The following is a 19,054-nucleotide window of genomic DNA, read 5'->3' as shown; positions in this document are numbered from 1 at the left end:
GCTGCCGGTGGATGTCGATGCGAGTGTGCTGGGCGAGGCCCTGCTGTGGGCCCGGGACCTCGCTGCCCAGCAGCAGTCCCGCGAACTCGCCGCCCAGGCCAAGCTGGACGAGCGAAAGTGGACCGAGCGCGCCAAGGGCTTGCTGATGCAGGCCCGCGGCATCGACGAGGCCGCCGCGTTCGCGCTGTTGCGCAATACCGCCATGCAGACCCAGGCCCGACTGCCCGAGGTGGCGCGCGGTGTCGTGCACACCAGTGAACTGGCCGAGGCGCTGGAGCGTGCCGGTGCCCAGCGCATGCTCAGCCAGCGCCTCGTCAAGCTGCAGGCGCTGCGCCAGTGGCCACGGCTGGCGCCGCCGGAGCGGCGCGAGGCGCAGGCCCTGCTGGAGGCGTCGGCCGAACGCGTCGCCACCAATCTCGCTCGCCTGGGCGAGCTGCTGCGCCATGAGCTCACCGAGGAGCTGGCTGCCGTGTCCTTCGCCTGGACGCAGTTGGATGCGGCCCTCGCCAGCCGCCAGCCTGACCTCGCCCGCAGCGACCATGTCGCACAGCAGTTGCTGGAGAGCAGCGAGACGCTGGTGGCAAGGCTGTCCGAGCGCGCCGGCCAGCGACCGGTGGGGCTGCTGGCCCAGGTCACGCGGCTGCGCCTGCTGAGCCAGCGACTGGCCAAGGAAGGACTGCTCGCCCAGGTGCTGCCCGGCCACGACGGCAGCGGCCTCGTCGCTGGCCTGGACGAGTTCGTCAAGGCTTACGACGAGGTTCGCTCGGCGCCGCTGGCCGGCCCCGCTCTGCAGCCGGCCTTCGCGGCGGTGGACGAGGCCTGGCTGCTGCTGCTGCGCGGCCTGCGCGTGGAGCAAGGCGATGCGGTGCAGCGCATGCACCAGGGCAGCGAGCGACTGCTGCAGGCGCTGGAGGCCCTGATCCAGGCGCTGCAAGGGTCGTTGCAGTTGATCCTCGGTTGAACGTTTCCGGGTCGACACAATCTGCCGATCCGCCCGATACATCGCGGCGGTGCAATGCGTCCGTCCACAGATGAAGGAGCCGCGATGCACCACGACCACGACCTGGGCCTGGCCCACGACCTGAACCGCCTGCAGCAACTGGCCCTGGAGCGCCGCACGGCGCTGCGCTGGCTGCTGGGCGCCAGCGCCGCCTCCCTGGGCGGCGCGGGCGCGCTGGCCCTGGCCGGCTGCGGTGGCGGCGCGGAGGTCGGCGCTTCCACCACGTCGACCTCCTCGAGCTCCTCCGGCAGCTCCGGCACCTCCACGACCGGCTGTTCCATCATCCCCAGCGAGACCGAGGGTCCCTATCCCGGCGACGGCTCCAACTCGGCCAACGGCAGCATCGCCAACGCACTCGCGCTGTCTGGCATCGTGCGCAGCGACATCCGCACCAGCATTGGCAACGCCAGCGGCACCGCCACGGGTATTCCGCTTCAGGTCATCGTTGAGCTCGTGAACACCAACGCCTCCTGCGCCGACCTGGCCGGCTATGCCATCTATCTCTGGCACTGTGACGCCCTCGGCCGCTATTCCATGTACTCCAGTGGCGTGACGGCTGAGAACTACCTGCGTGGCGTGCAGGCCACCGCCAGCGACGGCACGGCGGTGTTCCAGACCATCTACCCCGGCTGCTACTCTGGCCGTGTGCCGCACATCCACTTCGAGGTCTACCGCAGCACGACGACTGCGACCAACTGGAACAACAAGCTCCGCACCTCGCAGCTGTGCTTTCCCGCCGAATCCAACAGCGCCGTCTACGCCACCAGCGGCTATGGCAACAGCGCGAGCAACAACAACGCCATCAGCCTGGCGACCGACGGTATCTTCAGTGACGGCTATTCCACGCAGATGGCCACGATGACGGGTTCGGTCGGTGCCGGCTACGTGGCTCGAATCAAGGTAGGTATCGCTGCATGAACGGTCATTGCCTCGTTGTCGATGACGACGCCGAGATTCGCACCAGCCTGAGCACCTATCTACAGAGCTTCGGGTGGCAGGTCAGTGCGGCGGCGGACGGCAGGGCGATGCGGCAGATGTTGGGCGCCGGGATGCGGGTCGATGTCATCGTGCTCGACCTGATGCTGCCGGGCGAAGACGGCCTGTCGCTGTTGCGCTGGCTGCAGACGCAGCCCGACGCGTCGCCGGTGCTGATGCTGACGGCGCGAGGCGACACCATGAGCCGCGTCATTGGCCTGGAGCTGGGGGCGGACGACTACCTGGCCAAGCCCTTCGAGCCGCGCGAGCTGGTGGCGCGGTTGCAGGCGCTGGTGCGGCGCGCGAGCAAGGGGCAGGGCGCAGAGGTGGACGATGACACCCGCCTGCTGCGGTTCGGGCGCTGGCGCTTCGATCGCATGACGCGTCAGCTCGTGAGCGCCGACGACGTGGGCATTGCGCTGTCCAGTGCCGAGTTCCGGCTGTTGGGGGCCTTCGTGCTGCGTCCGGGACGCGTGCTCAGCCGCGAGCACCTCATCGAGCTCACGCGCGCGCCCGGTGTCGAGGTGAACGACCGCAGCATCGATCTGGCCGTTTCTAGGCTGCGCGCCAAGCTCGGCGACACGGCCCGCGAGCCCAGCCTGATTCGCACCGTGCGCGGCGAGGGCTATCTGTTCGACGCGGAGGTGAGCCCATGCTGAAGCGTCTCAAGTCCTGGGACGGCCTGGGCCTGCGCCTGTTCCTGCTGATGTGGCTGGCGCTGGTGCTCAGCCACGGCGTGGCATGGCTGACGGTGACGCGTGTCAGCGGCGCGCTACCGGCCGTGGCCCGGCCCGGGATGCCGACGCCCATGCCGGGCGACCGCATGCGGCCGCCCTCGCAGGCGCACGAACCGGATGACTTCGATGGCCTGAGTGAGCCGCGGCGCGACGGCTTCGGTGCCGGCCCGGGTGGCCCCGGCTTGGGGCCCGACGTGCCGCGGCCCGGGACCGGCGGCATGCCCATGCCGACCTTCCCGTCGCTCCCGCCGGCCTTGACGCTGCGCGGCAGCCTCATCGACTACGGCGTGCGCCTCGTCGTCATTGCGCTGGCCGCGTGGTGGGGGTCGCGCTGGCTGGCCCGGCCGGTACGTCGGCTGGTGAGTGCGGCGCAGGCGCTGACCCCCGCGCTGGCACACGGCCGCCCCGCGCCGGAGCTTCCCGTGGACGACGGCACGGTGGAGGTGCGCGAGGCGGCAGCCGTGTTCAACCGCATGGCTGCCGAGCTGAGTCGCCAGTTCGAGGAGCGCGGCCTGATGATCGCGGCCATCTCGCACGACCTGCGCACGCCGCTGACACGCATGCGGCTGCGGCTGGAAACCGGTGACGTCGAGGCTCGCGTGCGCGAGCGCTGCATCGACGACCTCCGCGAGATGAACCGGCTGGTGGAGAGCGTCATCCAGGTGTTCCGCCCGGGCGAGGCTGCGGCAATGCAGCGGGTGGACCTGTCCGCGCTGGCGCAGTCCGCCGTCGACGATCTGGTCGAGATGGGCGCCGATGCCAGCTTCTCGGGCCCGCCGACCATCGTCACGGCCGACCCCGTCGCGCTCCGCCGCGTGGTCGACAACCTCGTCGGCAATGCATTGCGCTATGCCGGCAGCGTGCGCGTCAGCGTCGACTCGGCCGATGGCGTGACGCGGCTGGTGGTGGAGGACAACGGCCCGGGCATCCCGGAGGCCGAGCTGGAGCGTGTGCGCCAGCCCTTCCGCCGCGTCGAGGGCTCGCGCAATCGCGAGACGGGGGGCACGGGGCTGGGGCTGTATATCGCCCAGCAACTGGTGCGAAGGCAAGGCGCGGCGCTGGTATTGGGCAATCGGCCCGAAGGCGGCCTGCGTGCCGAGGTGGTGTTCTAGGCCTGCGTGCGATGCGCATGCGGCCCGACGCCGAATGCATCGCGGCGTGCATCGCCGCGTCCTCCCTCGGGGCGGAGCCGGCGCGCCGAGACGGCCCCCCGGGGGCTCAAATCACGCCGCCTGCTCCACGTGAGCGTGGCGGGTATAGAGGAAATCGATGACCTCCTTGCGGGCCGCCACGTAGCGCGCATCCTCGGCCAGCTCGACGCGGATCCGGGGACGCGGGATGCCGACCTCCAGGACCTCGCCGATGGTGGCCGCCGGGCCGTTGGTCATCATGACGATGCGGTCGCTCAGCAGCACGGCCTCGTCCACGTCGTGGGTGACCATGATGACCGTGCTCTGCGTACGCGCGACGATCTTGAGCAGCTCGTCCTGCAGCTTGGCGCGGGTCAGCGCATCCAGCGCGCCGAAGGGTTCGTCCATCAGCAGCACCTTGGGCTCCATGGCCAGCGCCCGGGCGATGCCCACGCGCTGCTTCATGCCGCCGGAGATCTCGTGGGGGCGCTTGTGCAGCGCATGGCTCATCCCCACCAGCTCCAGCGCGGCGCGGGCGCGCACTTTGAGCTTGGCGGCGCCTTCCTTGCCGCCGAACACCGACTCGACCGCCAGCAGCACGTTGTCCAGGCAGGACAACCAGGGCAGCAACGAGTGGTTCTGGAACACGACGGCGCGTTCGGGGCCCGGTGCAGCGATCTCGCGGCCGTCGCAGATCAGCGCGCCCGACGTGGGCACCAGCAGGCCGGCGATCAGGTTGAGCAGCGTGGACTTGCCGCAGCCCGAGTGGCCGATCAGCGTGATGAACTCGCCGCGCTGCACGTCGAGGCTGACGTCATGCAGCGCGTGGAAACGACCCTTGCGGGTGGTGAACACCATCTCGGCGCCCTGCACCTGGATGAATGGCTTCATGGCATCAGTCCTCTTCGAAAGTGAAGTGCTTGGCAAGGGAGATCAGCGCCCATTCGAGCAGCAGCCCGACGGTGCCGATGACGAAGATGGCGATGAGGATGTGGGCGACGTTGAGGTTGTTCCACTCGTCCCAGACCCAGAAGCCGATGCCCACGCCGCCGGTCAGCATCTCGGCCGCGACGATGACCAGCCAGGCCGTGCCCACTGAAAGGCGCACGCCCGTCAGCACATAGGGCAGCACGGCGGGCAGAAGGATGCGGGTGATGACCTTCCACTCGCTGAGCTTGAGCACGCGAGCGACGTTGAGGTAGTCCTGTGGCACGCGCTGCACGCCGACGGCCGTGTTAACCACCATCGGCCAGATCGAGCAGATGAAGATGGTCCAGATCGCGGCCGGATTGGCACTCTTGAAGGCCAGCAGACCGATGGGCAGCCAGGCCAGTGGCGACACCGGCTTGAGCAGCGCGATGAGCGGCGACACCATGCGGTTGGCGAACTGGAAGCGGCCGATGATGAAGCCCAGCGGGATGCCCACCAGGGCGGCGAGGCCGAAGCCCATGCCGACCCGTGACAGCGAGTTCAGGATGTTCCATCCAATACCCTGGTCGTTCGGACCCTTGCGGTAGAAAGGGTCTGAGAACAGCTGCACGGCGGCATCGAGGGTGGCCGCCGGGGTTGGAAAGCTGCCGCCCTTCTGGGTCGCAAGACCCCACAGGCCGATGAGCAGGGCGATGCTGAGCATGGGCGGCACCACACGCAGCGCCAGCGCGCGCCAGTCGATGGAATGGCGCCGGGGGGCTGCCTTGAGCTCGGGCGCGGCAGCAGAGGACGTCGGGCGGCGGGTGGCAGCCGGTGCGGGCGCGGCGACGGCACTGTCGCCGGGGGAGTGGAAGACGGCGGAGACCATGGTGTTCAAACCTTTACCTTGAAGCTGTCCACGTACTTGGCGGGATCCCTGCCGTCCCAGACGACGCCATCAAGCAGCTTGGAGCTGCGCATGGGGTCCTTGGGCACACTGATCTTCAGCGCGCTGGCGGCCTGCGAGTACAGGGCGGTCTGGTTGATGGCCTTGGCGACGCCCACGTAGTCGGGGTGGTCCTTGATCAGGCCCCAGCGCTTGTGCTGGGTCAGGAACCACATGCCATCGGAGAGGTAGGGAAAGTTGACCGAGCCGTCGTCGAAGAACTTCATGTGGCGCGGGTCGTCCCAGGTCTTGCCCAGGCCGTTCTGGTAGCGGCCCAGAATGCGCTGGTTGATGGCGTCGACGCCGGTGTTGACGTAGGCCTTGTCGGCGATGGTCTCGGCCATCTTGTTCTTGTTGGACAGGCTGGCGTCTATCCAGCGGCTGGCCTCCAGCACGGCCATGATGACGGCGCGCGCGGTGTTGGGGTACTTCTTGGCGAACTCGCCCGTCGTGCCCAGTACCTTCTCGGGGTGCTCGGGCCAGATGTCCTGGGTCGTCGTGGCGGTGATGCCGATGCCGTCGATGATGGCGCGGTGGCCCCAGGGCTCGCCGACGCAGTAGCCATCCATGTTGCCCACGCGCATGTTGGCCACCATCTGGGGCGGCGGCACGGTGATGACCTTGGCATCCTTCAGCGGGTTCACGCCGTGGGCGGCAAGCCAGTAGTACAGCCACATCGCGTGGGTGCCGGTGGGGAAGGTCTGCGCGAAGGTGTACTCGCGCTTGTCCTTGGCCATGGCCTTGGCGAGCGAGGCGCCGTCCACCGCACCAGCTTCGGCGAGCTTCTTGGACAGCGTGATGGCCTGTCCATTGCGGTTCAGCGTCATCAGGACGGCCATGTCCTTCTTGGGACCGGCCACGCCGAGGTGCACGCCGTAGATGAGGCCGTAGAGAACGTGGGCCATGTCCAACTCGCCGTTGACGAGTTTGTCGCGCACGCCGGCCCAGGACGCCTCCTTGGTGGGGATGATCTTGATGCCGTACTTCTTGTCGAAGCCCAGCACCGAGGCCATGACGACGCTCGCGCAGTCGGTCAGCGGGATGAAGCCGATGCGGACTTCTTCCTTCTCAGGCTTGTCCGAGCCCTGCGCCCAGGCGCCACCGGCCAGCGGCGCGAAGGGCAGGGCGGCGGCGGCGGCAAGCAGGCTGCGGCGTTGCGGGTGGGGCGTGGCGGTCGAGTTGTCGCTGGCGGTCATCACGGGCTCCTGGGTCATGCAGGGCGCAACGGCGTCGCAGCCACGCTCCGCCCGCGCCGCACTTCAGCAGCGAAGACGCAAAAGGAGAGGTCGGACACCGTTGTCCCGAAGTGCCGGCCGATTCAGCAGCCGGCCGGCCCGAGAGGCCTGCGCCATTGCAGGCCTCACTTTCCTCAATGCAGCTTGCGTGCCAGCCCGGAAGTCGGCTCGCCAGGGCCTGTTTGCACGCGCTTGGCGCATGACTGACGCCCGGGCGGGCGGTTTGCGCCGTGGCGGTGCGTGAAGGGAAGGCTGGGTTTGGTGCGGATTGCCCCAATTCGCGCCTTGCTGACCGCGTGCCGGGGCGCTCCCGGGCGATGTTCGTCGGCGGCAGCGGCAGGCCGGCGTGACAGGCGCGAGGTCACCGGGGCCGCAGCAGCTGGTCTGCATCAATCAGGCGCATGGCCACGGCCGCCAGGGTCTGACCGCTGTCCATGGCGATCTGGCGCAGGCGCTGGAAGGCGGCCTCCTCGTCCAGACCTTGCTCGCGCATCAGGATGCCGCGCGCGCGCTCGACAAGCTTGCGCTCGGCCAGCTGGGTCTGGGTCTGGCGCAAGTCGCGCTGCAGGGTCTGGTCGTGCTCGAAGCGGGCCAACGCGAGCTGCAGCAGCGCGCCCAGGCGCTGCGGCGGCAGGCCGGCGAGTTGCAGGGCGCTGATGCCGGCGTCGAGCGCCGCGCGCATCTGTTCGGCCGTCATCTGCTCGGCGACGAGCAGCACGGGGCGGGGCTGGCGTTGCAGGGATTCGCCCAGCTGGGACAGCAGTTCAGCGGCGGGCTGCTCGCAATCGACCAGCAGGAGCTCCGGTGCCAGGCGCTCCAGCGCGGCCGGCAGCGCGCTGGGCTGGGCGACAAGGTCGATGACGTCAACGAGCTGGCAGCGCAGCCGGATCAGCTCCAGACGGATGACGGGACTGCGGCGCTGGCCGGCGTCCGCCAGCAGCACGCGCAGGCCGGGGAGGGCAAACAGGGGCGTGTTCATGCCCCAGGGCAGTGCAATTCCCGTGCCGTCAGGCTTTCAGGGGGAGGTGCAGTTCGACGACACCGCGCCGGCCGGGCGCCGATTCACTGAGGTAGACGGCGCTCGGTGGCAGCTGCGGGTGCGGCTGCAGCTGCTCGACGCGCAGGCGCTGCATGCCCTGGTACCAGGCCAGCTCCAGGACTTCTGGCGGACCGTCGAAGCGCAGCACGTAGGCGGAGTGAGCGAGCTGCTGGTGCACCTTCAAGGCATCGGGCAAGTCGGGCAAGTCGGGCAGTTCGGTCTCACCGGGCAGCTCGATGCCGGCGCGGCATTCGACGGTGCGCAGCTTCAGGTGGGTCTTGAGGTAATGGGACACGGCGACGCCATCGGCCGGCAGGCCGGCCCGCGCCAGCGCCGCGCGCACATCGGCGACGCAGGACGGCAGCTCGGCGGCCAGCGCGTCCAGCCGGGTTCGCAGCGGCTGCTGGGCATGGCGGCGTACGGGCAAATGCTGCACGCCCAGGTAGGCGAGCACGTAGGGGGACGGCTCGGCCTGCAGCGCAGCGGCGAGGCGATCCAGGCCGAAGCGCAGGTCCAGATGGGTTGCGCCCTGTACGGTCGCGGCGAAGGCGCGCAGCGTGAACGCGACGCGCCCCTTGAAGCGCCAGGTGACCTGGGTGCCGCCCGGTGCCGGCTCGAAGCGCCAGTCCGAACGGCCCTTGAACGCGAACGGCAGCCAGAAGCGCAGTTGTTGGCGCAGTGTCTGAGGTGATGGGGGCTTCAGCGCGCGGACCTGGCCACGGCCGACGTTGGGCACGTCCCAGGCCAGTGTGTCGACGTCCACTTCCGAGCGCGCGTCGCGCGCGTGCTCAAGCCAGGGGTTCCAGGCCTGCCATTGCGCCAGGTCGACGACGCAAGCCTGGACGACCTCGGGCGGCGCGGCGATGAAGCGCGTGGCTTCAGCGCGTACGCGACCGCTGTAGCGGCCCATGTAGACGAACAGCACGACGAGGAACAGGGCCAGCGCGAAGAAGAGAGGGCTCATCGATGGTGTCCAGATGGAAGCAAGCCCGGCCGGGGCCGGGCTTGGGGGGGCGCTCAGGCGCGCATCAGAGCATGCCCATGGCGTGCGGCACCACCAGCGTGAGCCAAGGCCAGTAGGTCACGATGACGAGGAAGACGATCATCGTCAGCAGCCACGGCATGACGGCCTTGGTCAGCTCCGTGATGCCCAGCTTCGAGATGCCCGACGCCACGTAGAGGTTCAGGCCCACAGGCGGGTGGCACAGGCCCACTTCCATGTTCACGTCGATCAGGATGCCGAAGTGCACGGGGTTCACGCCCAGCTGCATGGCCGCCGGGAAGAAGATGGGCGCCATGATCAGGATGATGGACGAGGGGTCCATGAAGTTGCCTGCCCCCAGCAGTACCAGGTTGACGACGAACAGGAAGCCGTTCTGGCCCAGGTTCATCGACAGCAGCCAGTCGGCCAACTGGTGGGGCAGGTTCTCGTTGGTCAGCACGAAGGAGAACAGCACCGCGTTCGTGATGATGTAGAGCAGCATCGCGGACATGTTGGCCGAGTCCTTCAGCACCTTGGGCACGTCGCGCAGCTTCAGGTCCTTGTAGACGAAGATGGCAACGAAGAACGAGTAGACCGCCGCCATCGCTGCGGCTTCGGTCGCCGTGAAGGCGCCGGACCAGATGCCGCCGACGATGATGACCACCAGCAGCAGTCCCCAGAAGCTCTTGCGGAAAGCCTGGAAGCGGGCCATCCAGCCGGCCCGGGCCAGGCGCGGATAGTTGTTCTTGCGGGCGATCCACCAGGTCACGGCAGCCAGCATCAGCGCCAGCACGATGCCGGGCAGCAGGCCGGCGACGAACAGCGCACCGATGGAGGTGTTGGTCGAGATCGCGTAGATGACCTTGGGGATGGACGGCAGCATCAGGATGCCGAGCGAGCCGGCCGTGATGATGACGCCAGCCCCGAACCGCATTGGGTAGCCATGGGCCACCATGGCCGGCAGCACGATGGAGCCGATGGCGACGACTGTCGCGACCGAGGAGCCGCAGACCAGCGCGAACATCGAGCAGGCCAGGATGGACGCCAGCGCCAGGCCGCCGTGGAAGTGACCCACCATCGACGTCGCGAAGTTGATCATCCGTCGCGCGACACCGCCGTGCGTGAGGAAGTTGCCGGCCAGGATGAAGAACGGCACGGCCATGATTTCCCACTTCTCGATGCCCGTGAACAGCTTCAGGGCGACCGATTCGATGGGGACCTGGGTCATCGTGACGATGAAAGCCATCACGGTGAGGCCCAGCGAGATGCTGATCGGCATGCCCGTCAGCATCAGCGCCAGCAGCAGGCTGAAGATGATGAGTGCGTTCATTTGCGGGCCTCCACTTCCAGCGGGGTCTGTTCATCCACGCCCTCGACGTGGGACTCGTCGTGCTTGGGCAGCTCGCCGGTCTTCCAGAAGTTCCAGCAGACCTGCAGAAAGCGATAGCACATCAGCGCCGAACCCAGCGGGATGGCGGAGTAGACGATCCAGGTCGGCCACTCCAGGTCGGGCGTCGTCGGGCCTTCGAACACGTCAGGATTGGGGCGGCCAATGAGGTCGAGGAAGGCGTAGTGCGCGCCGTTGTCCCAGACGAAGGTGCCGCCCATGATGGCGATGGAGCCGGTGAAGAACGCGCCGGCCAGCAGTCCGAAGATCACGAAGCGGCCGCGATTCTTCGGGCTCATTCGGTTGATGACGACGTCCACGCCGACGTGGATGCCGGTACGCACGCCATACGCCGCGCCGAACTTGCACATCCAGACGAACAGGATGATGCAGAGCTCCTGGGCCCAGCTCATGTGGATCTTGAGGGCGAGGTCCTGAATGTAGGGCACGCCGGCGAGGTAGCGGTGGACGACGGCGACGAAGATCACCAGCGTCGCCGCGGCCATCAGGAAGGAGATCAGCCACTCCTCCAGATGGTTCAGCGCTTTGTTGAACATGGTTTTGCTCCGGGGGCGGAAACGGCTGCGCCTGCCGAAGGCCGGGGCGGCCTTGGCATGGCGAAGCGGCGGTGGAGGAGGATTACTTCGGGGCGACGAAGCCGGTGGCCTTGTAGGCAGCCTCGATCGTGGCCTTGCCGACGCGCGACTCCATCTCCTTGTGGACCGGCATCAGTGCCTTCTTCCATTCGGTGATCTCGGCCGGGCTGGGCGTGTAGACGGTCACGCGGCCGCTGGCCTTGATCTTCTCGAGCGCGGTGGCGTTCTCGGTCGCGGCGATGGCGTTGGCGTAGGTCGTGGCGTCCTTGATGGCGCCTTCGAGCTGGGTGCGGATGTCGGCGGGCAGGCCGTCCCAGAACTTCTTGTTGACAATGACCGCGTAGGCCAGGTGTCCGTGGTTGGACAGCGTCATGTGCTTCTGCACTTCGTAGATCTTCTGCGTGTAGAAGTTGCTGGGCACGCCCTCGGTGCCGTCCACGACGCCGGTCTGCAGCGCCTGGTACAGCTCGCTGAAGGCCATGACCTGCGGGATGGCGCCGAGCGCGCGCATCTGTGCGTCCAGCACCTTGCTGGACTGGATGCGCATCTTCATGCCCTTGAAGTCCGCCACGTGGTGCAGCGGCTTGTTGGCGCTCATGATGTGGAAGCCGTTGTCCCAGTAGGCCAGGCCCTTGATGCCCTTGGGCTCCAGCTTCTTGAACAGGTCGGCGCCCAGCGGGCCGTCCGTGAGGGCGCGGAAGGCCTCGGTGTCCTTGAAAATGAAGGGCAGGTCGACGACCTCGAACTCCTTGGCGCCCAACGGGCCGAACTTGGCCAGCGACGGGGCCAGCATCTGGACGGAGCCCAGTTGCAGCGCCTCCATCTCTTCCTTGTCCTTGTAGAGCTGGCTGTTCGGGTAGACCTCGATTTTCACGCGGCCGTTCGTGCGCTGCTCGGCCAGCTCCTTGAAACGCTGGGCGCCCTTGCCCTTGGGCGTGTCGGGCGCCACGACGTGGCTGAACTTGATGACGATGGGCGCCTGGGCCTGGGCGGCGAAGCCGGCCAGCGTCGACAGGGCGGCGACGGCGGAAGCGAGGACGAGACGGCGCAGGGCCATGGTGTGTCTCCGAATGGTTGGTATGGCCTGGATTCTTCCGAGCGGCCGGCGCGACGGGTAGTTGTGGAGTTCCACATTTCGCGCGGCTGGTGCCTTTCTTAGACTGTGGGCATGAGTCTGCGCGAGTTCCTGCATCGAAGCCTGTGGCTGGCCCCGCTGGCCCTGTCGCTGGTGTTCGTTCTGGGCGTGCTGGCCTGGGTGCGCGCCAACGAGGCCGACGAACAGGAGCAGCAGCGCCAGACGCTGATCTCCGATGCCCTCAGCACCGAGGCCCAGCTGCGCGACCGAATCGCCGATGAGCAACGCCATCTGCGCCAGCTCGCCGAAGCGCTCGTCGGCAAGACGCCCGGCGAGGCGGTGCTGGCCGCCCAGGCCGAGGTCAACGGCGGGCTGCGGCGGCTGTGGCAGTCGGTGACCTGGCTCGACGCGCGCAACCGCATGCTGGCCGAGGTGTCGGGCCGCGGCGACGACGGGCGGCTGGATGACGGCCTGTCCCTGCACCTGACCGCCCCGGTCGCCGGTGAGGGCACGCTGGTCGTGCGCTATCCGCCGGCCCTGCTGCTCAAGCGCGGCGTGCCCTGGTGGCTGGCGCGCAAGTATGACGTGCAGCTCGTTGACAGTGCCGACCAGGTCATCGCCTCCAGCACCGAGTCGCCGCTGCGTGCGGCCCAGGCGCCGCGACCCAGCTACCGCGTCGCGCTGACCGGTCCGTTGCGCGCCAGCCCGCTGACGCAGGAAGCGTTGACGGATGCCGCGCTGGAGCTGACCGTGCGCGATCCCGTCGTCAACGGCGTGCGGCCTCTGGCCTGGGTGCTGGTGGCCGGCTTCCTGCCACTGATCGCCGTGGCCAGCTGGCTGCTGCGCCGCCAGATGCGCCAGGTGCAGCGCGCCGAGGTGGCGGGCCGCACCGAGGCGGCCTGGCGGCGCGCGATGGAGGACTCGGCCCTGGTGGCGCTGCGCGCGCGTGACTTCGACGGCCGCCTGCTCTATGTCAACCGCACGTTCTGCGACATGGTCGGCCTGGCGGCCGAGCAGCTCGTCGGCCTGCTGCCGCCCATGCCCTACTGGCCGCCGGACGCCTTCGAGGAGATGAGCGAGCGCAACCGCCGCAACCTCGCCGGCCACGCGCCGCGCGAGGGCTACGAGGCGCGCTGGCAGCACAGCAGCGGCCGGCTGGTGGACGTGATGGTGTTCGAGTCGCCCCTGGTGGATGCCAGCGGGCGCCAGATCGGCTGGATGGGCAGCATCATCGACATCACCGAGCGCAAGCGCCTTGAAGACCGCGAGCGCCGCCAGGTCGAGACGCTGGCCCACAACGCCCGCCTGACCATGCTCGGCGAGGTCGCGTCCACGCTGGCCCACGAGCTCAACCAGCCGCTCACGGCCATCGCCAGCTATGGCGCCGGCATCACCAATTCGCTGACCAAGCTCGGTGTCGAGGACGCCCTCGTGCTCGGCGCGCTGCAGCGCCTGGGCCAGCAGGCCGCGCATGCCGGCCGCATCGTCGCGCGCATCCGTGAGTTCCTGACCCGGCGCGAGCCCCGCCACGAGCCCTGCGACCTGCACGAGGTCATCACCGCCGCCGTGGAACTGCTCAAGCGGGATTGCCAGCGCCGCGGCGTCACGCTGGACGTGACGCTCGCACCCGGCGTGCCGGCCGTGCTGGCCGATGCTGTGCTCATCGAGCAGGTGGTCATCAACCTCGTGCGCAATGCGGCCGACGCGCTGCAGGCGTGCGAGAACGGCCGCCGCATCACCGTCAGCAGCCGCGTGGCGGGCGACTTCGTGCGCGTGGATGTGCAGGACAACGGCCCCGGCCTGGCGGGCCGGCGCATCGAGCAGCTGTGTGCACCCTTCTATTCCACCAAGTCCGACGGGATGGGCATGGGCCTGGCGATCTGCCGATCCATCGTCGAGGCCCACCAGGGCGTGCTGGACGCCTGCGACGCGGCCGGTGGGGGGGCGCTGTTCTCCTTCAGCCTGCCCCTGAACCGCGAACACAACCGGGAGAGCGTGCATGCATGAGCCCCGCCTGGGCACTGTCCATTTCGTCGACGACGACGCCGGCGTGCGCGACGCGCTGACTTTCCTGATGCGCTCGCGCGGCCTGGACGTGCGCGCCTTCGCCAGCGGCCCGGCGCTGCTGGAGGCGCTGGACGGCGAAGGGCCGCCCAGGGGGGTCTTCCTGCTTGACGTGCGCATGGAGCCCATGACCGGCACTCGGCTGCACGACGAGCTGCTGGCGCGCCGGTTGAAGAATCCCGTGCTCTTCCTGACCGGCCATGGCGACATCCCCATGGTCGTCGATGCGCTGAAGAAGGGGGCCTTCGACTTTCTCGAGAAGCCCTACAGCGACAACGCGCTGGCCGACCGCATCGAGCAGGCCCTGGCGGTCGACGCTGCCATGCAAGCCGAAGGTGCCCAGGCGGCCGAGCGCAGTGCGCGGCTGGCCAGCCTGACGGAGCGCGAGCGGGAAGTGATGGCCCGTGTGGCGGCGGGCAAGCTCAACAAGGTCATCGCCGACGAGCTGAACGTGTCGGTGCGGACCGTGGAGGTGCATCGGGCGCGCGTGTTCGCCAAGCTGGGCGTGAGGTCGGCGGCGGAGGTGGCGACTTTGCTGGCGGGCAAGTCGGGCTGAGGCCATCGCGGGTCAGCCGGGGCTGCAAAGGCCCGGGGTCTTTGACGGAATCCCCTTCCGATTTAGAATAGAGGAATGTTCAGCCGCGCCATCCCTGCCACGCTCGACTGCTTCGCCCAGAAGCGGTTCCTGGCTGCGTGCATGACGTCGACGCTTCAGACCGGCGATGACTGCGCCCGTCCTACGGACGCAGATTCCTAAGCCCGGCGATACCCCCTCTTCCTTTTGCGCACCACTCCTATCGCCGGGCCCTCAGCCCGCGCGATTGACGCTGCCTGCTGCGGCAGCCTCTCCAGGAGTTCCGATGCCCGCCATCCTCAGCGGTGAGTTGCTACTCACCGAACTCGACCACGCACGCCTGCTGAAGCTCAACGGTGGCGTGCTGCCTGCACCCCTGCTCGCGCTTCTGGAAGACGCGAGTCTCGTCCCGTCGCCGGCCATTCCGCAGCATGTGGTCACCATGTACAGCCAGGTCAGCGTGTCGCACAACGACGGCGAGGCCCTCCAGAAGCTGACCCTGTGCTATCCCGGCGATGCGGAGCCCGTCGAGGGCTTCATTTCAGTGCTGTCCCCCGTCGGCGCGGCGCTGCTGGGCCGGGAGGTGGGAACCACGGTGGCCTGGACCTCGCCGGCCGGCACGGAGCGGCGCATGACCATCGAGGCGATCCTGTTCCAGCCCGAGGCGAGCGGCGACTACTCGACGTAGTCGCACGTCATCCCCCCTTTGTTCGCCCATCCGCGCGAGTTCGCTCGCCCGGAGGCATGGCTTCGTCTGGACCCGACCGTGACCATCAAATTCGTGTTGACCGTAGCGACGTTCTCCCAGGCCTCGGAGAACGCCGTCGAGCGGGCTGCGGAAATCGCCGCCCACCATCATGCCTTGCTCTATGTGGTGCACCGTCCCACGAGCGATGCGCGCCGCCCCTCTGACTACCACTACCGCCTTTCTCTGAGGTCGTCGCAGCTGGAGCGGCGACATGGCATCGCCGTGAAGAACCCTGTCCTCAGCGAGGAGGGGCTGCTGCAGATGCTGGAGCGAGCCGCCCAGGAAATCGTCGTGGTCGTCGACCGTGCGACCGCGCGCCAGCTCACCGCGGGGATGGGATTCATGCGCAACCTGGCCGCGGGCCTGCCGCGGGGCAGCAGCTTCCTGGACGTCCGGGCCTGTCCGATATTGGTCGTCAACCGGCCCAGCGTGGAGCGATACAAGGCGGTGCTGCTGCCGTACGAGACAGCGCAGGATGCCAATCGTTCGGTGGCGCTGGCGCGGCAGGTCTCGGCTGGTACCGCGCGCGAGATGTTCTTTGTCGGTCCGCAGCACGCGGCCACTCCGGCGAGTCTGCTGCGGCGCGAACCGATACGCCTGAGCGAATGGCCGCCCCCCGGCCTGCGCCCCGAAGGGACGGAGCGGGTCGTGCACTCGAACTACCTGAGTACCCGCCTGAATCGGGCCATCCTGGCCTTTGACACCGCGAGCATGGCGCGCCGCATCAGGAACCAGGCGAACTTCAGCGGCGCGGACCTGGTGATCGCACCCTACGTCCCGCCCACGCTCGTGGAACGGGTCCTGCGACGCTCACTTCGCGAGCGTCTGACCCGCGATATGGGATGCGACCTGGCGTTCCTGCCCGATCCCGATTGCCATCGAACGGCTCCCATGGCTTGCGAACGCCTGGCCCGGCAGGGCAATGTCGCCCTGTTTCCGCTGGCGCCCAAGGAGAGAAGCCATGGGTGAAGCCAGGCGACACGACATTCCCGAAGGGCTCGCCTGCACCGTGGCGGCGCAGCCTTCGCAGGCGGAGCCGATGGGATCGGTGCCCCACCTCGCCGGCCGCGTCATCCTGGTGGTCACCAGCCCCGGTGCCGAAGAGAGCGACTACCTGGAGAAGGTCGCCGCGCTGGCGCAGTTCAGCGGCGCCCGTCTGCGCCTGGTCGACTGCTCGAGCCGTGTGCCGAGCTTTGACCTACCGCTGGCTCGACTGAAGCAGCGAGCCCGCCACCTGGGACGGATGCTGGACAGGTCCGTGGAAACGGTAGATGCGGAGATCCGGACGCAGGAGGAGCTGCGCCAGCAGGTCGAAGCCTGCGCGCTGGTCTGCATCGCAAGGTCGGCGCGGGCCTGGCGCTCGGGGCCGAGGGAGCGAGACCTGCTGCGCGCCCTGATCGCCCTGCGCATCCGCCCCGTCCTGGTGATGGGCCACGGCAAGCTGCGCGGGTACGGCGGATATGCCAGCAGCCTGGTGCCCGTGTCCTTGGGGCCTCATTCGCCAGAGCTGCTGAGCTGGGCCCGGGCCATGGCGCCGCTGGCCGCGCTGGACGTGCTGCACGTCACCGAGATCCGGGAGCACACGCGGCGAAGGTCGTGGGCGGCGCTTCTCCAACGTCTTCGCCAGTTGGCCGAGGGGGTGGACGAAAGTTCGCGGGGCGTGACCCACACCCTGGCTCACGGCGTCGTGCCAGACGTCATTGGGCGGCGCCACGTCGGCGAGCGCCACGAGCTGGTGGTGGTGGGCATCGGCTTGCGCAAGCGCTGGCTGCCCTGGCCGACCCTTGCCCAGTACCTGGCGCGCTGGTTGAACGGCGACGTGCTCGTGATCCCGCAATCGCACGAGAAAGAAAACACGCCCTTCAAGGGGCAATGGGGCTTTTGGACATGATGAACAACGCAATCCGGGTCGATGTGGACCGCACGCTGATTCGCGCCAAGCGTCCGTGCAGCGATGGCTACCGCTGGTTCCTGCGCCGACAGGCGCCCACCAGCGACTACCAGACACTGCTCGACGACCTGGTCGCGGCGGGGCGGGTGGGCGACGCATGCTGGCTGCTGGATCAGTTGGGGCCGACCGACGAAGTCCTGCACGTGGACAACCTAGCTGCCGAGGCGCTGGTGTTCGCCGGTTCCATCCATTGCCGGGGCCACGTCGAGGTCTCGGGCCTGCTGAGGACCGGTGGCGACCTGCACGTGGGCGGCGGCGCCCAGGTGGGCGGTGCGCTCCAGGTCGGGCGCGAACTGAAGGTGGAGGGCGGTCTGCGTTGTGAAGGGGTGCTGGATCTGGGCTCGGGCGGCCGCGTGGGATGGAGCCTCGAGGTGTTGCAGCGCCTGACCTGCGGCGGCGAGCTGCGCATCGGCGGCGCATTGGGCGCGGGCGAGGCGGTGCACGTGAGTGGCCCACTCACAGTGGGCGGCGACGTGAGTGTGCTGGGCGACCTGCGCTGCGATGCCGGGCTGAAGCTCCAGGGCGACCTGCAGGCCGCCGGCGATGCCTTCATCGCGCGGGGCCTGGATGCCGCGGGCGCGATCCAGTGCGATGGGCATCTGCGTGCGGGGTGGGGCGTCCGCGCCTGCGGTGACATCCGCGCGGCGCGGGCGATCAGGGTCGGTGAAAGCCTGAACGCCGGCGGTGTTATCGAATCCGGGCCCGACTACGGCATCTTCGCAGGCCTCGAGGTTCCGATGGGCAGTTGGTCGTCCTGCGCCTTCGTCAGGGCCGCGCAACGCCCCGACAGGCTCATGAGCGGCGTCTGGAGCGACGAATGAAGCCGGGCACCCGGCAGCGGGCGCCGCGCCATCGCGAGGCATGGCGGCGCGATCCGGGGCGTTCAGGCCCAGCGCTGGGGCGCGGGCCGATCAAAACTGCCGCCCGAGGCCGGATTTGAAGTTGGCATGGGGTTTGCACTAGGGATGCTGCCGAGGCGACTGGCCTCGGGAACCCAAGGAGTACCCACCATGAAGACCTGGACGAACCTGCGACCCCTCACCCTGACGGCCGCTCTGCTCGCATCGATGACGCTCACGGCGCCCGCGAGTGCCCAGGAACCCACCGTGCCTGCCGTCGCCGAACGCGCCATGCTGCGCAGTGCCCAGGGCGAATACCTGCTGGAAGATGGCCGCACGCTGAAGGTCCACGTCGGCGCGCACCGTCTTGGTGTCAGCGTCGACGAGCGGCCGCTGGAAACCTGGCGCGCCGAGAACGCCGAACTGCTCGTCAGCCCCGATGGCCTGCGTCGTGTGCGCCTGTATCGCAACGGCGACGGCACGGTGGACCGCATCGCCTTCGAAACCGACCGGATGCGCTGAGTGGCGTTGTTCGCAAGGGCCGGTGGCGGCGCCTGCCGAGCGGCCGTGTCGTGAATCGGCCCTAGCGCGCCGCCACGAAGCGGTATTCGTGCTGGGCATCGCGCAGCACCAGTGCTGCCGGGCTGGACTGGTCGTCCCGCACCAGCTCGATGCCGGAGATGCCGGGGTCGATGGTGATGTAGCTCTGTGTGCCGTCCTCGTTCTTGCGCAGCGCAACCTCGCTGTTCCAGTGGGCGAAGGCGAAGCGCATCTTGCCGGCCTTGCGTTCGACGCGCAGCGTGCCGAGCTCGGCGCTGCGGTAGCTGGCGGCGAGCTTCTTCATCGCGTCGGCCGGGATCGGCAGCG

At 68.6% G+C, this 19,054-nt stretch carries 19 protein-coding genes and 1 pseudogene; 11 read left to right on the top strand and 9 right to left on the bottom strand.

What is annotated here, in order from left to right; translation table 11 throughout:
* The 4 genes from VGF12_RS09045 to VGF12_RS09030 all read left to right on the top strand — a co-directional run.
* The coding region (locus tag VGF12_RS09045) for an ANTAR domain-containing response regulator (protein ID WP_331175709.1) at positions 1 to 961 on the top strand (961 nt) is incomplete at its 5' end.
* A gap of 84 nt (positions 962 to 1,045) precedes the next feature.
* Positions 1,046 to 1,918, top strand: a complete 873-nt coding sequence (locus tag VGF12_RS09040) for an intradiol ring-cleavage dioxygenase (protein WP_331175708.1) — start codon at positions 1,046 to 1,048, stop codon at positions 1,916 to 1,918.
* Complete coding sequence (locus tag VGF12_RS09035) at positions 1,915 to 2,634, top strand: response regulator transcription factor (RefSeq protein ID WP_331175707.1); 720 nt, start codon at positions 1,915 to 1,917, stop codon at positions 2,632 to 2,634. Before VGF12_RS09040 ends, VGF12_RS09035 begins: the two co-directional genes overlap by 4 nt.
* Complete coding sequence (locus tag VGF12_RS09030; RefSeq protein ID WP_331175706.1) at positions 2,628 to 3,824, top strand: ATP-binding protein; 1,197 nt, start codon at positions 2,628 to 2,630, stop codon at positions 3,822 to 3,824. The genes VGF12_RS09035 and VGF12_RS09030 overlap by 7 nt, the downstream gene beginning before the upstream one ends.
* 111 nt (positions 3,825 to 3,935) lie before the next feature.
* Here VGF12_RS09030 and VGF12_RS09025 read toward each other — a convergent pair whose 3' ends face one another.
* The 8 genes from VGF12_RS09025 to VGF12_RS08990 all read right to left on the bottom strand — a co-directional run bounded on the left by VGF12_RS09025 (position 3,936) and on the right by VGF12_RS08990 (position 11,993).
* Positions 3,936 to 4,733, bottom strand: coding sequence for an ABC transporter ATP-binding protein (locus VGF12_RS09025; protein WP_331175705.1), 798 nt, complete (start codon positions 4,731 to 4,733; stop codon positions 3,936 to 3,938).
* Between the two features lie 4 nt (positions 4,734 to 4,737).
* The gene (ntrB, locus tag VGF12_RS09020) at positions 4,738 to 5,640 is read right to left on the bottom strand and encodes a nitrate ABC transporter permease (RefSeq protein ID WP_331175704.1); all 903 of its coding nucleotides are present in this window, start codon (positions 5,638 to 5,640) and stop codon (positions 4,738 to 4,740) included.
* A gap of 5 nt (positions 5,641 to 5,645) precedes the next feature.
* Positions 5,646 to 6,893, bottom strand: a complete 1,248-nt coding sequence (locus VGF12_RS09015; RefSeq protein WP_331175703.1) for a CmpA/NrtA family ABC transporter substrate-binding protein — start codon at positions 6,891 to 6,893, stop codon at positions 5,646 to 5,648.
* 400 nt (positions 6,894 to 7,293) lie between these two features.
* Positions 7,294 to 7,911, bottom strand: a complete 618-nt coding sequence (locus VGF12_RS09010) for an ANTAR domain-containing response regulator (protein WP_331175702.1) — start codon at positions 7,909 to 7,911, stop codon at positions 7,294 to 7,296.
* 28 nt (positions 7,912 to 7,939) lie between these two features.
* Positions 7,940 to 8,935, bottom strand: coding sequence for an SRPBCC family protein (locus tag VGF12_RS09005; RefSeq protein WP_331175701.1), 996 nt, complete (start codon positions 8,933 to 8,935; stop codon positions 7,940 to 7,942).
* Positions 8,936 to 8,999: 64 nt separating this feature from the next.
* Positions 9,000 to 10,283 (bottom strand): TRAP transporter large permease subunit, encoded by a 1,284-nt coding sequence (locus VGF12_RS09000; protein ID WP_331175700.1) that lies wholly within the window; start codon positions 10,281 to 10,283, stop codon positions 9,000 to 9,002.
* Positions 10,280 to 10,897: a TRAP transporter small permease gene (locus tag VGF12_RS08995; RefSeq protein WP_331175699.1), complete on the bottom strand. Its 618-nt coding sequence runs from the start codon at positions 10,895 to 10,897 to the stop codon at positions 10,280 to 10,282. Before VGF12_RS08995 ends, VGF12_RS09000 begins: the two co-directional genes overlap by 4 nt.
* A gap of 82 nt (positions 10,898 to 10,979) precedes the next feature.
* A complete protein-coding gene (locus VGF12_RS08990; protein WP_331175698.1) occupies positions 10,980 to 11,993 on the bottom strand; it encodes a TRAP transporter substrate-binding protein in 1,014 nt (337 codons plus the stop codon).
* Between the two features lie 111 nt (positions 11,994 to 12,104).
* Between VGF12_RS08990 and VGF12_RS08985 the strand changes: the two genes are divergently transcribed.
* The 7 genes from VGF12_RS08985 (at position 12,105) to VGF12_RS08955 (ending at position 18,709) form a co-directional block, all read left to right on the top strand.
* Entirely contained in the window at positions 12,105 to 14,018 is a 1,914-nt protein-coding gene (locus VGF12_RS08985; RefSeq protein ID WP_331175697.1) for a PAS domain S-box protein, read from the top strand.
* On the top strand, positions 14,011 to 14,631 hold the full coding sequence (locus VGF12_RS08980; RefSeq protein WP_331175696.1) for a response regulator transcription factor: 621 nt from the start codon (positions 14,011 to 14,013) through the stop codon (positions 14,629 to 14,631). Before VGF12_RS08985 ends, VGF12_RS08980 begins: the two co-directional genes overlap by 8 nt.
* A gap of 304 nt (positions 14,632 to 14,935) precedes the next feature.
* The gene (locus VGF12_RS08975; RefSeq protein ID WP_331175695.1) at positions 14,936 to 15,337 is read left to right on the top strand and encodes a GreA/GreB family elongation factor; all 402 of its coding nucleotides are present in this window, start codon (positions 14,936 to 14,938) and stop codon (positions 15,335 to 15,337) included.
* Between the two features lie 78 nt (positions 15,338 to 15,415).
* On the top strand, positions 15,416 to 16,366 hold the full coding sequence (locus tag VGF12_RS08970; protein WP_331175694.1) for a universal stress protein: 951 nt from the start codon (positions 15,416 to 15,418) through the stop codon (positions 16,364 to 16,366).
* The gene (locus tag VGF12_RS08965) at positions 16,359 to 17,288 is read left to right on the top strand and encodes a universal stress protein (protein WP_331175693.1); all 930 of its coding nucleotides are present in this window, start codon (positions 16,359 to 16,361) and stop codon (positions 17,286 to 17,288) included. The genes VGF12_RS08970 and VGF12_RS08965 overlap by 8 nt, the downstream gene beginning before the upstream one ends.
* Complete coding sequence (locus VGF12_RS08960; protein WP_331175692.1) at positions 17,279 to 18,169, top strand: hypothetical protein; 891 nt, start codon at positions 17,279 to 17,281, stop codon at positions 18,167 to 18,169. Before VGF12_RS08965 ends, VGF12_RS08960 begins: the two co-directional genes overlap by 10 nt.
* A 189-nt stretch (positions 18,170 to 18,358) precedes the next feature.
* Positions 18,359 to 18,709 (top strand): hypothetical protein, encoded by a 351-nt coding sequence (locus VGF12_RS08955; RefSeq protein WP_331175691.1) that lies wholly within the window; start codon positions 18,359 to 18,361, stop codon positions 18,707 to 18,709.
* 61 nt (positions 18,710 to 18,770) lie between these two features.
* Here the strand turns inward: VGF12_RS08955 and VGF12_RS08950 are convergent.
* Positions 18,771 to 19,054, bottom strand: a pseudogene (locus VGF12_RS08950) (serine hydrolase); the annotation flags it as partial.

Source organism: Roseateles sp. (genome assembly GCF_036404855.1).
In the GTDB taxonomy this organism is placed as follows: domain Bacteria; phylum Pseudomonadota; class Gammaproteobacteria; order Burkholderiales; family Burkholderiaceae_C; genus Pelomonas.
This window is presented reverse-complemented; position numbering and strand designations above follow the sequence as displayed.

What these genes read in the sequence shown, in the direction of transcription:
- VGF12_RS09040 (WP_331175708.1), top strand. Translation starts at nt 1,046, where the DNA reads ATGCACCACGACCACGACCTGGGCCTGGCCCACGACCTGAACCGCCTG.
- VGF12_RS09035 (WP_331175707.1), top strand. Translation starts at nt 1,915, where the DNA reads ATGAACGGTCATTGCCTCGTTGTCGATGACGACGCCGAGATTCGCACC.
- VGF12_RS09030 (WP_331175706.1), top strand. Translation starts at nt 2,628, where the DNA reads ATGCTGAAGCGTCTCAAGTCCTGGGACGGCCTGGGCCTGCGCCTGTTC.
- VGF12_RS09025 (WP_331175705.1), bottom strand. Translation starts at nt 4,733, where the DNA reads ATGAAGCCATTCATCCAGGTGCAGGGCGCCGAGATGGTGTTCACCACC.
- ntrB (WP_331175704.1), bottom strand. Translation starts at nt 5,640, where the DNA reads ATGGTCTCCGCCGTCTTCCACTCCCCCGGCGACAGTGCCGTCGCCGCG.
- VGF12_RS09015 (WP_331175703.1), bottom strand. Translation starts at nt 6,893, where the DNA reads ATGACCGCCAGCGACAACTCGACCGCCACGCCCCACCCGCAACGCCGC.
- VGF12_RS09010 (WP_331175702.1), bottom strand. Translation starts at nt 7,911, where the DNA reads ATGAACACGCCCCTGTTTGCCCTCCCCGGCCTGCGCGTGCTGCTGGCG.
- VGF12_RS09005 (WP_331175701.1), bottom strand. Translation starts at nt 8,935, where the DNA reads ATGAGCCCTCTCTTCTTCGCGCTGGCCCTGTTCCTCGTCGTGCTGTTC.
- VGF12_RS09000 (WP_331175700.1), bottom strand. Translation starts at nt 10,283, where the DNA reads ATGAACGCACTCATCATCTTCAGCCTGCTGCTGGCGCTGATGCTGACG.
- VGF12_RS08995 (WP_331175699.1), bottom strand. Translation starts at nt 10,897, where the DNA reads ATGTTCAACAAAGCGCTGAACCATCTGGAGGAGTGGCTGATCTCCTTC.
- VGF12_RS08990 (WP_331175698.1), bottom strand. Translation starts at nt 11,993, where the DNA reads ATGGCCCTGCGCCGTCTCGTCCTCGCTTCCGCCGTCGCCGCCCTGTCG.
- VGF12_RS08985 (WP_331175697.1), top strand. Translation starts at nt 12,105, where the DNA reads ATGAGTCTGCGCGAGTTCCTGCATCGAAGCCTGTGGCTGGCCCCGCTG.
- VGF12_RS08980 (WP_331175696.1), top strand. Translation starts at nt 14,011, where the DNA reads ATGCATGAGCCCCGCCTGGGCACTGTCCATTTCGTCGACGACGACGCC.
- VGF12_RS08975 (WP_331175695.1), top strand. Translation starts at nt 14,936, where the DNA reads ATGCCCGCCATCCTCAGCGGTGAGTTGCTACTCACCGAACTCGACCAC.
- VGF12_RS08965 (WP_331175693.1), top strand. Translation starts at nt 16,359, where the DNA reads ATGGGTGAAGCCAGGCGACACGACATTCCCGAAGGGCTCGCCTGCACC.
- VGF12_RS08955 (WP_331175691.1), top strand. Translation starts at nt 18,359, where the DNA reads ATGAAGACCTGGACGAACCTGCGACCCCTCACCCTGACGGCCGCTCTG.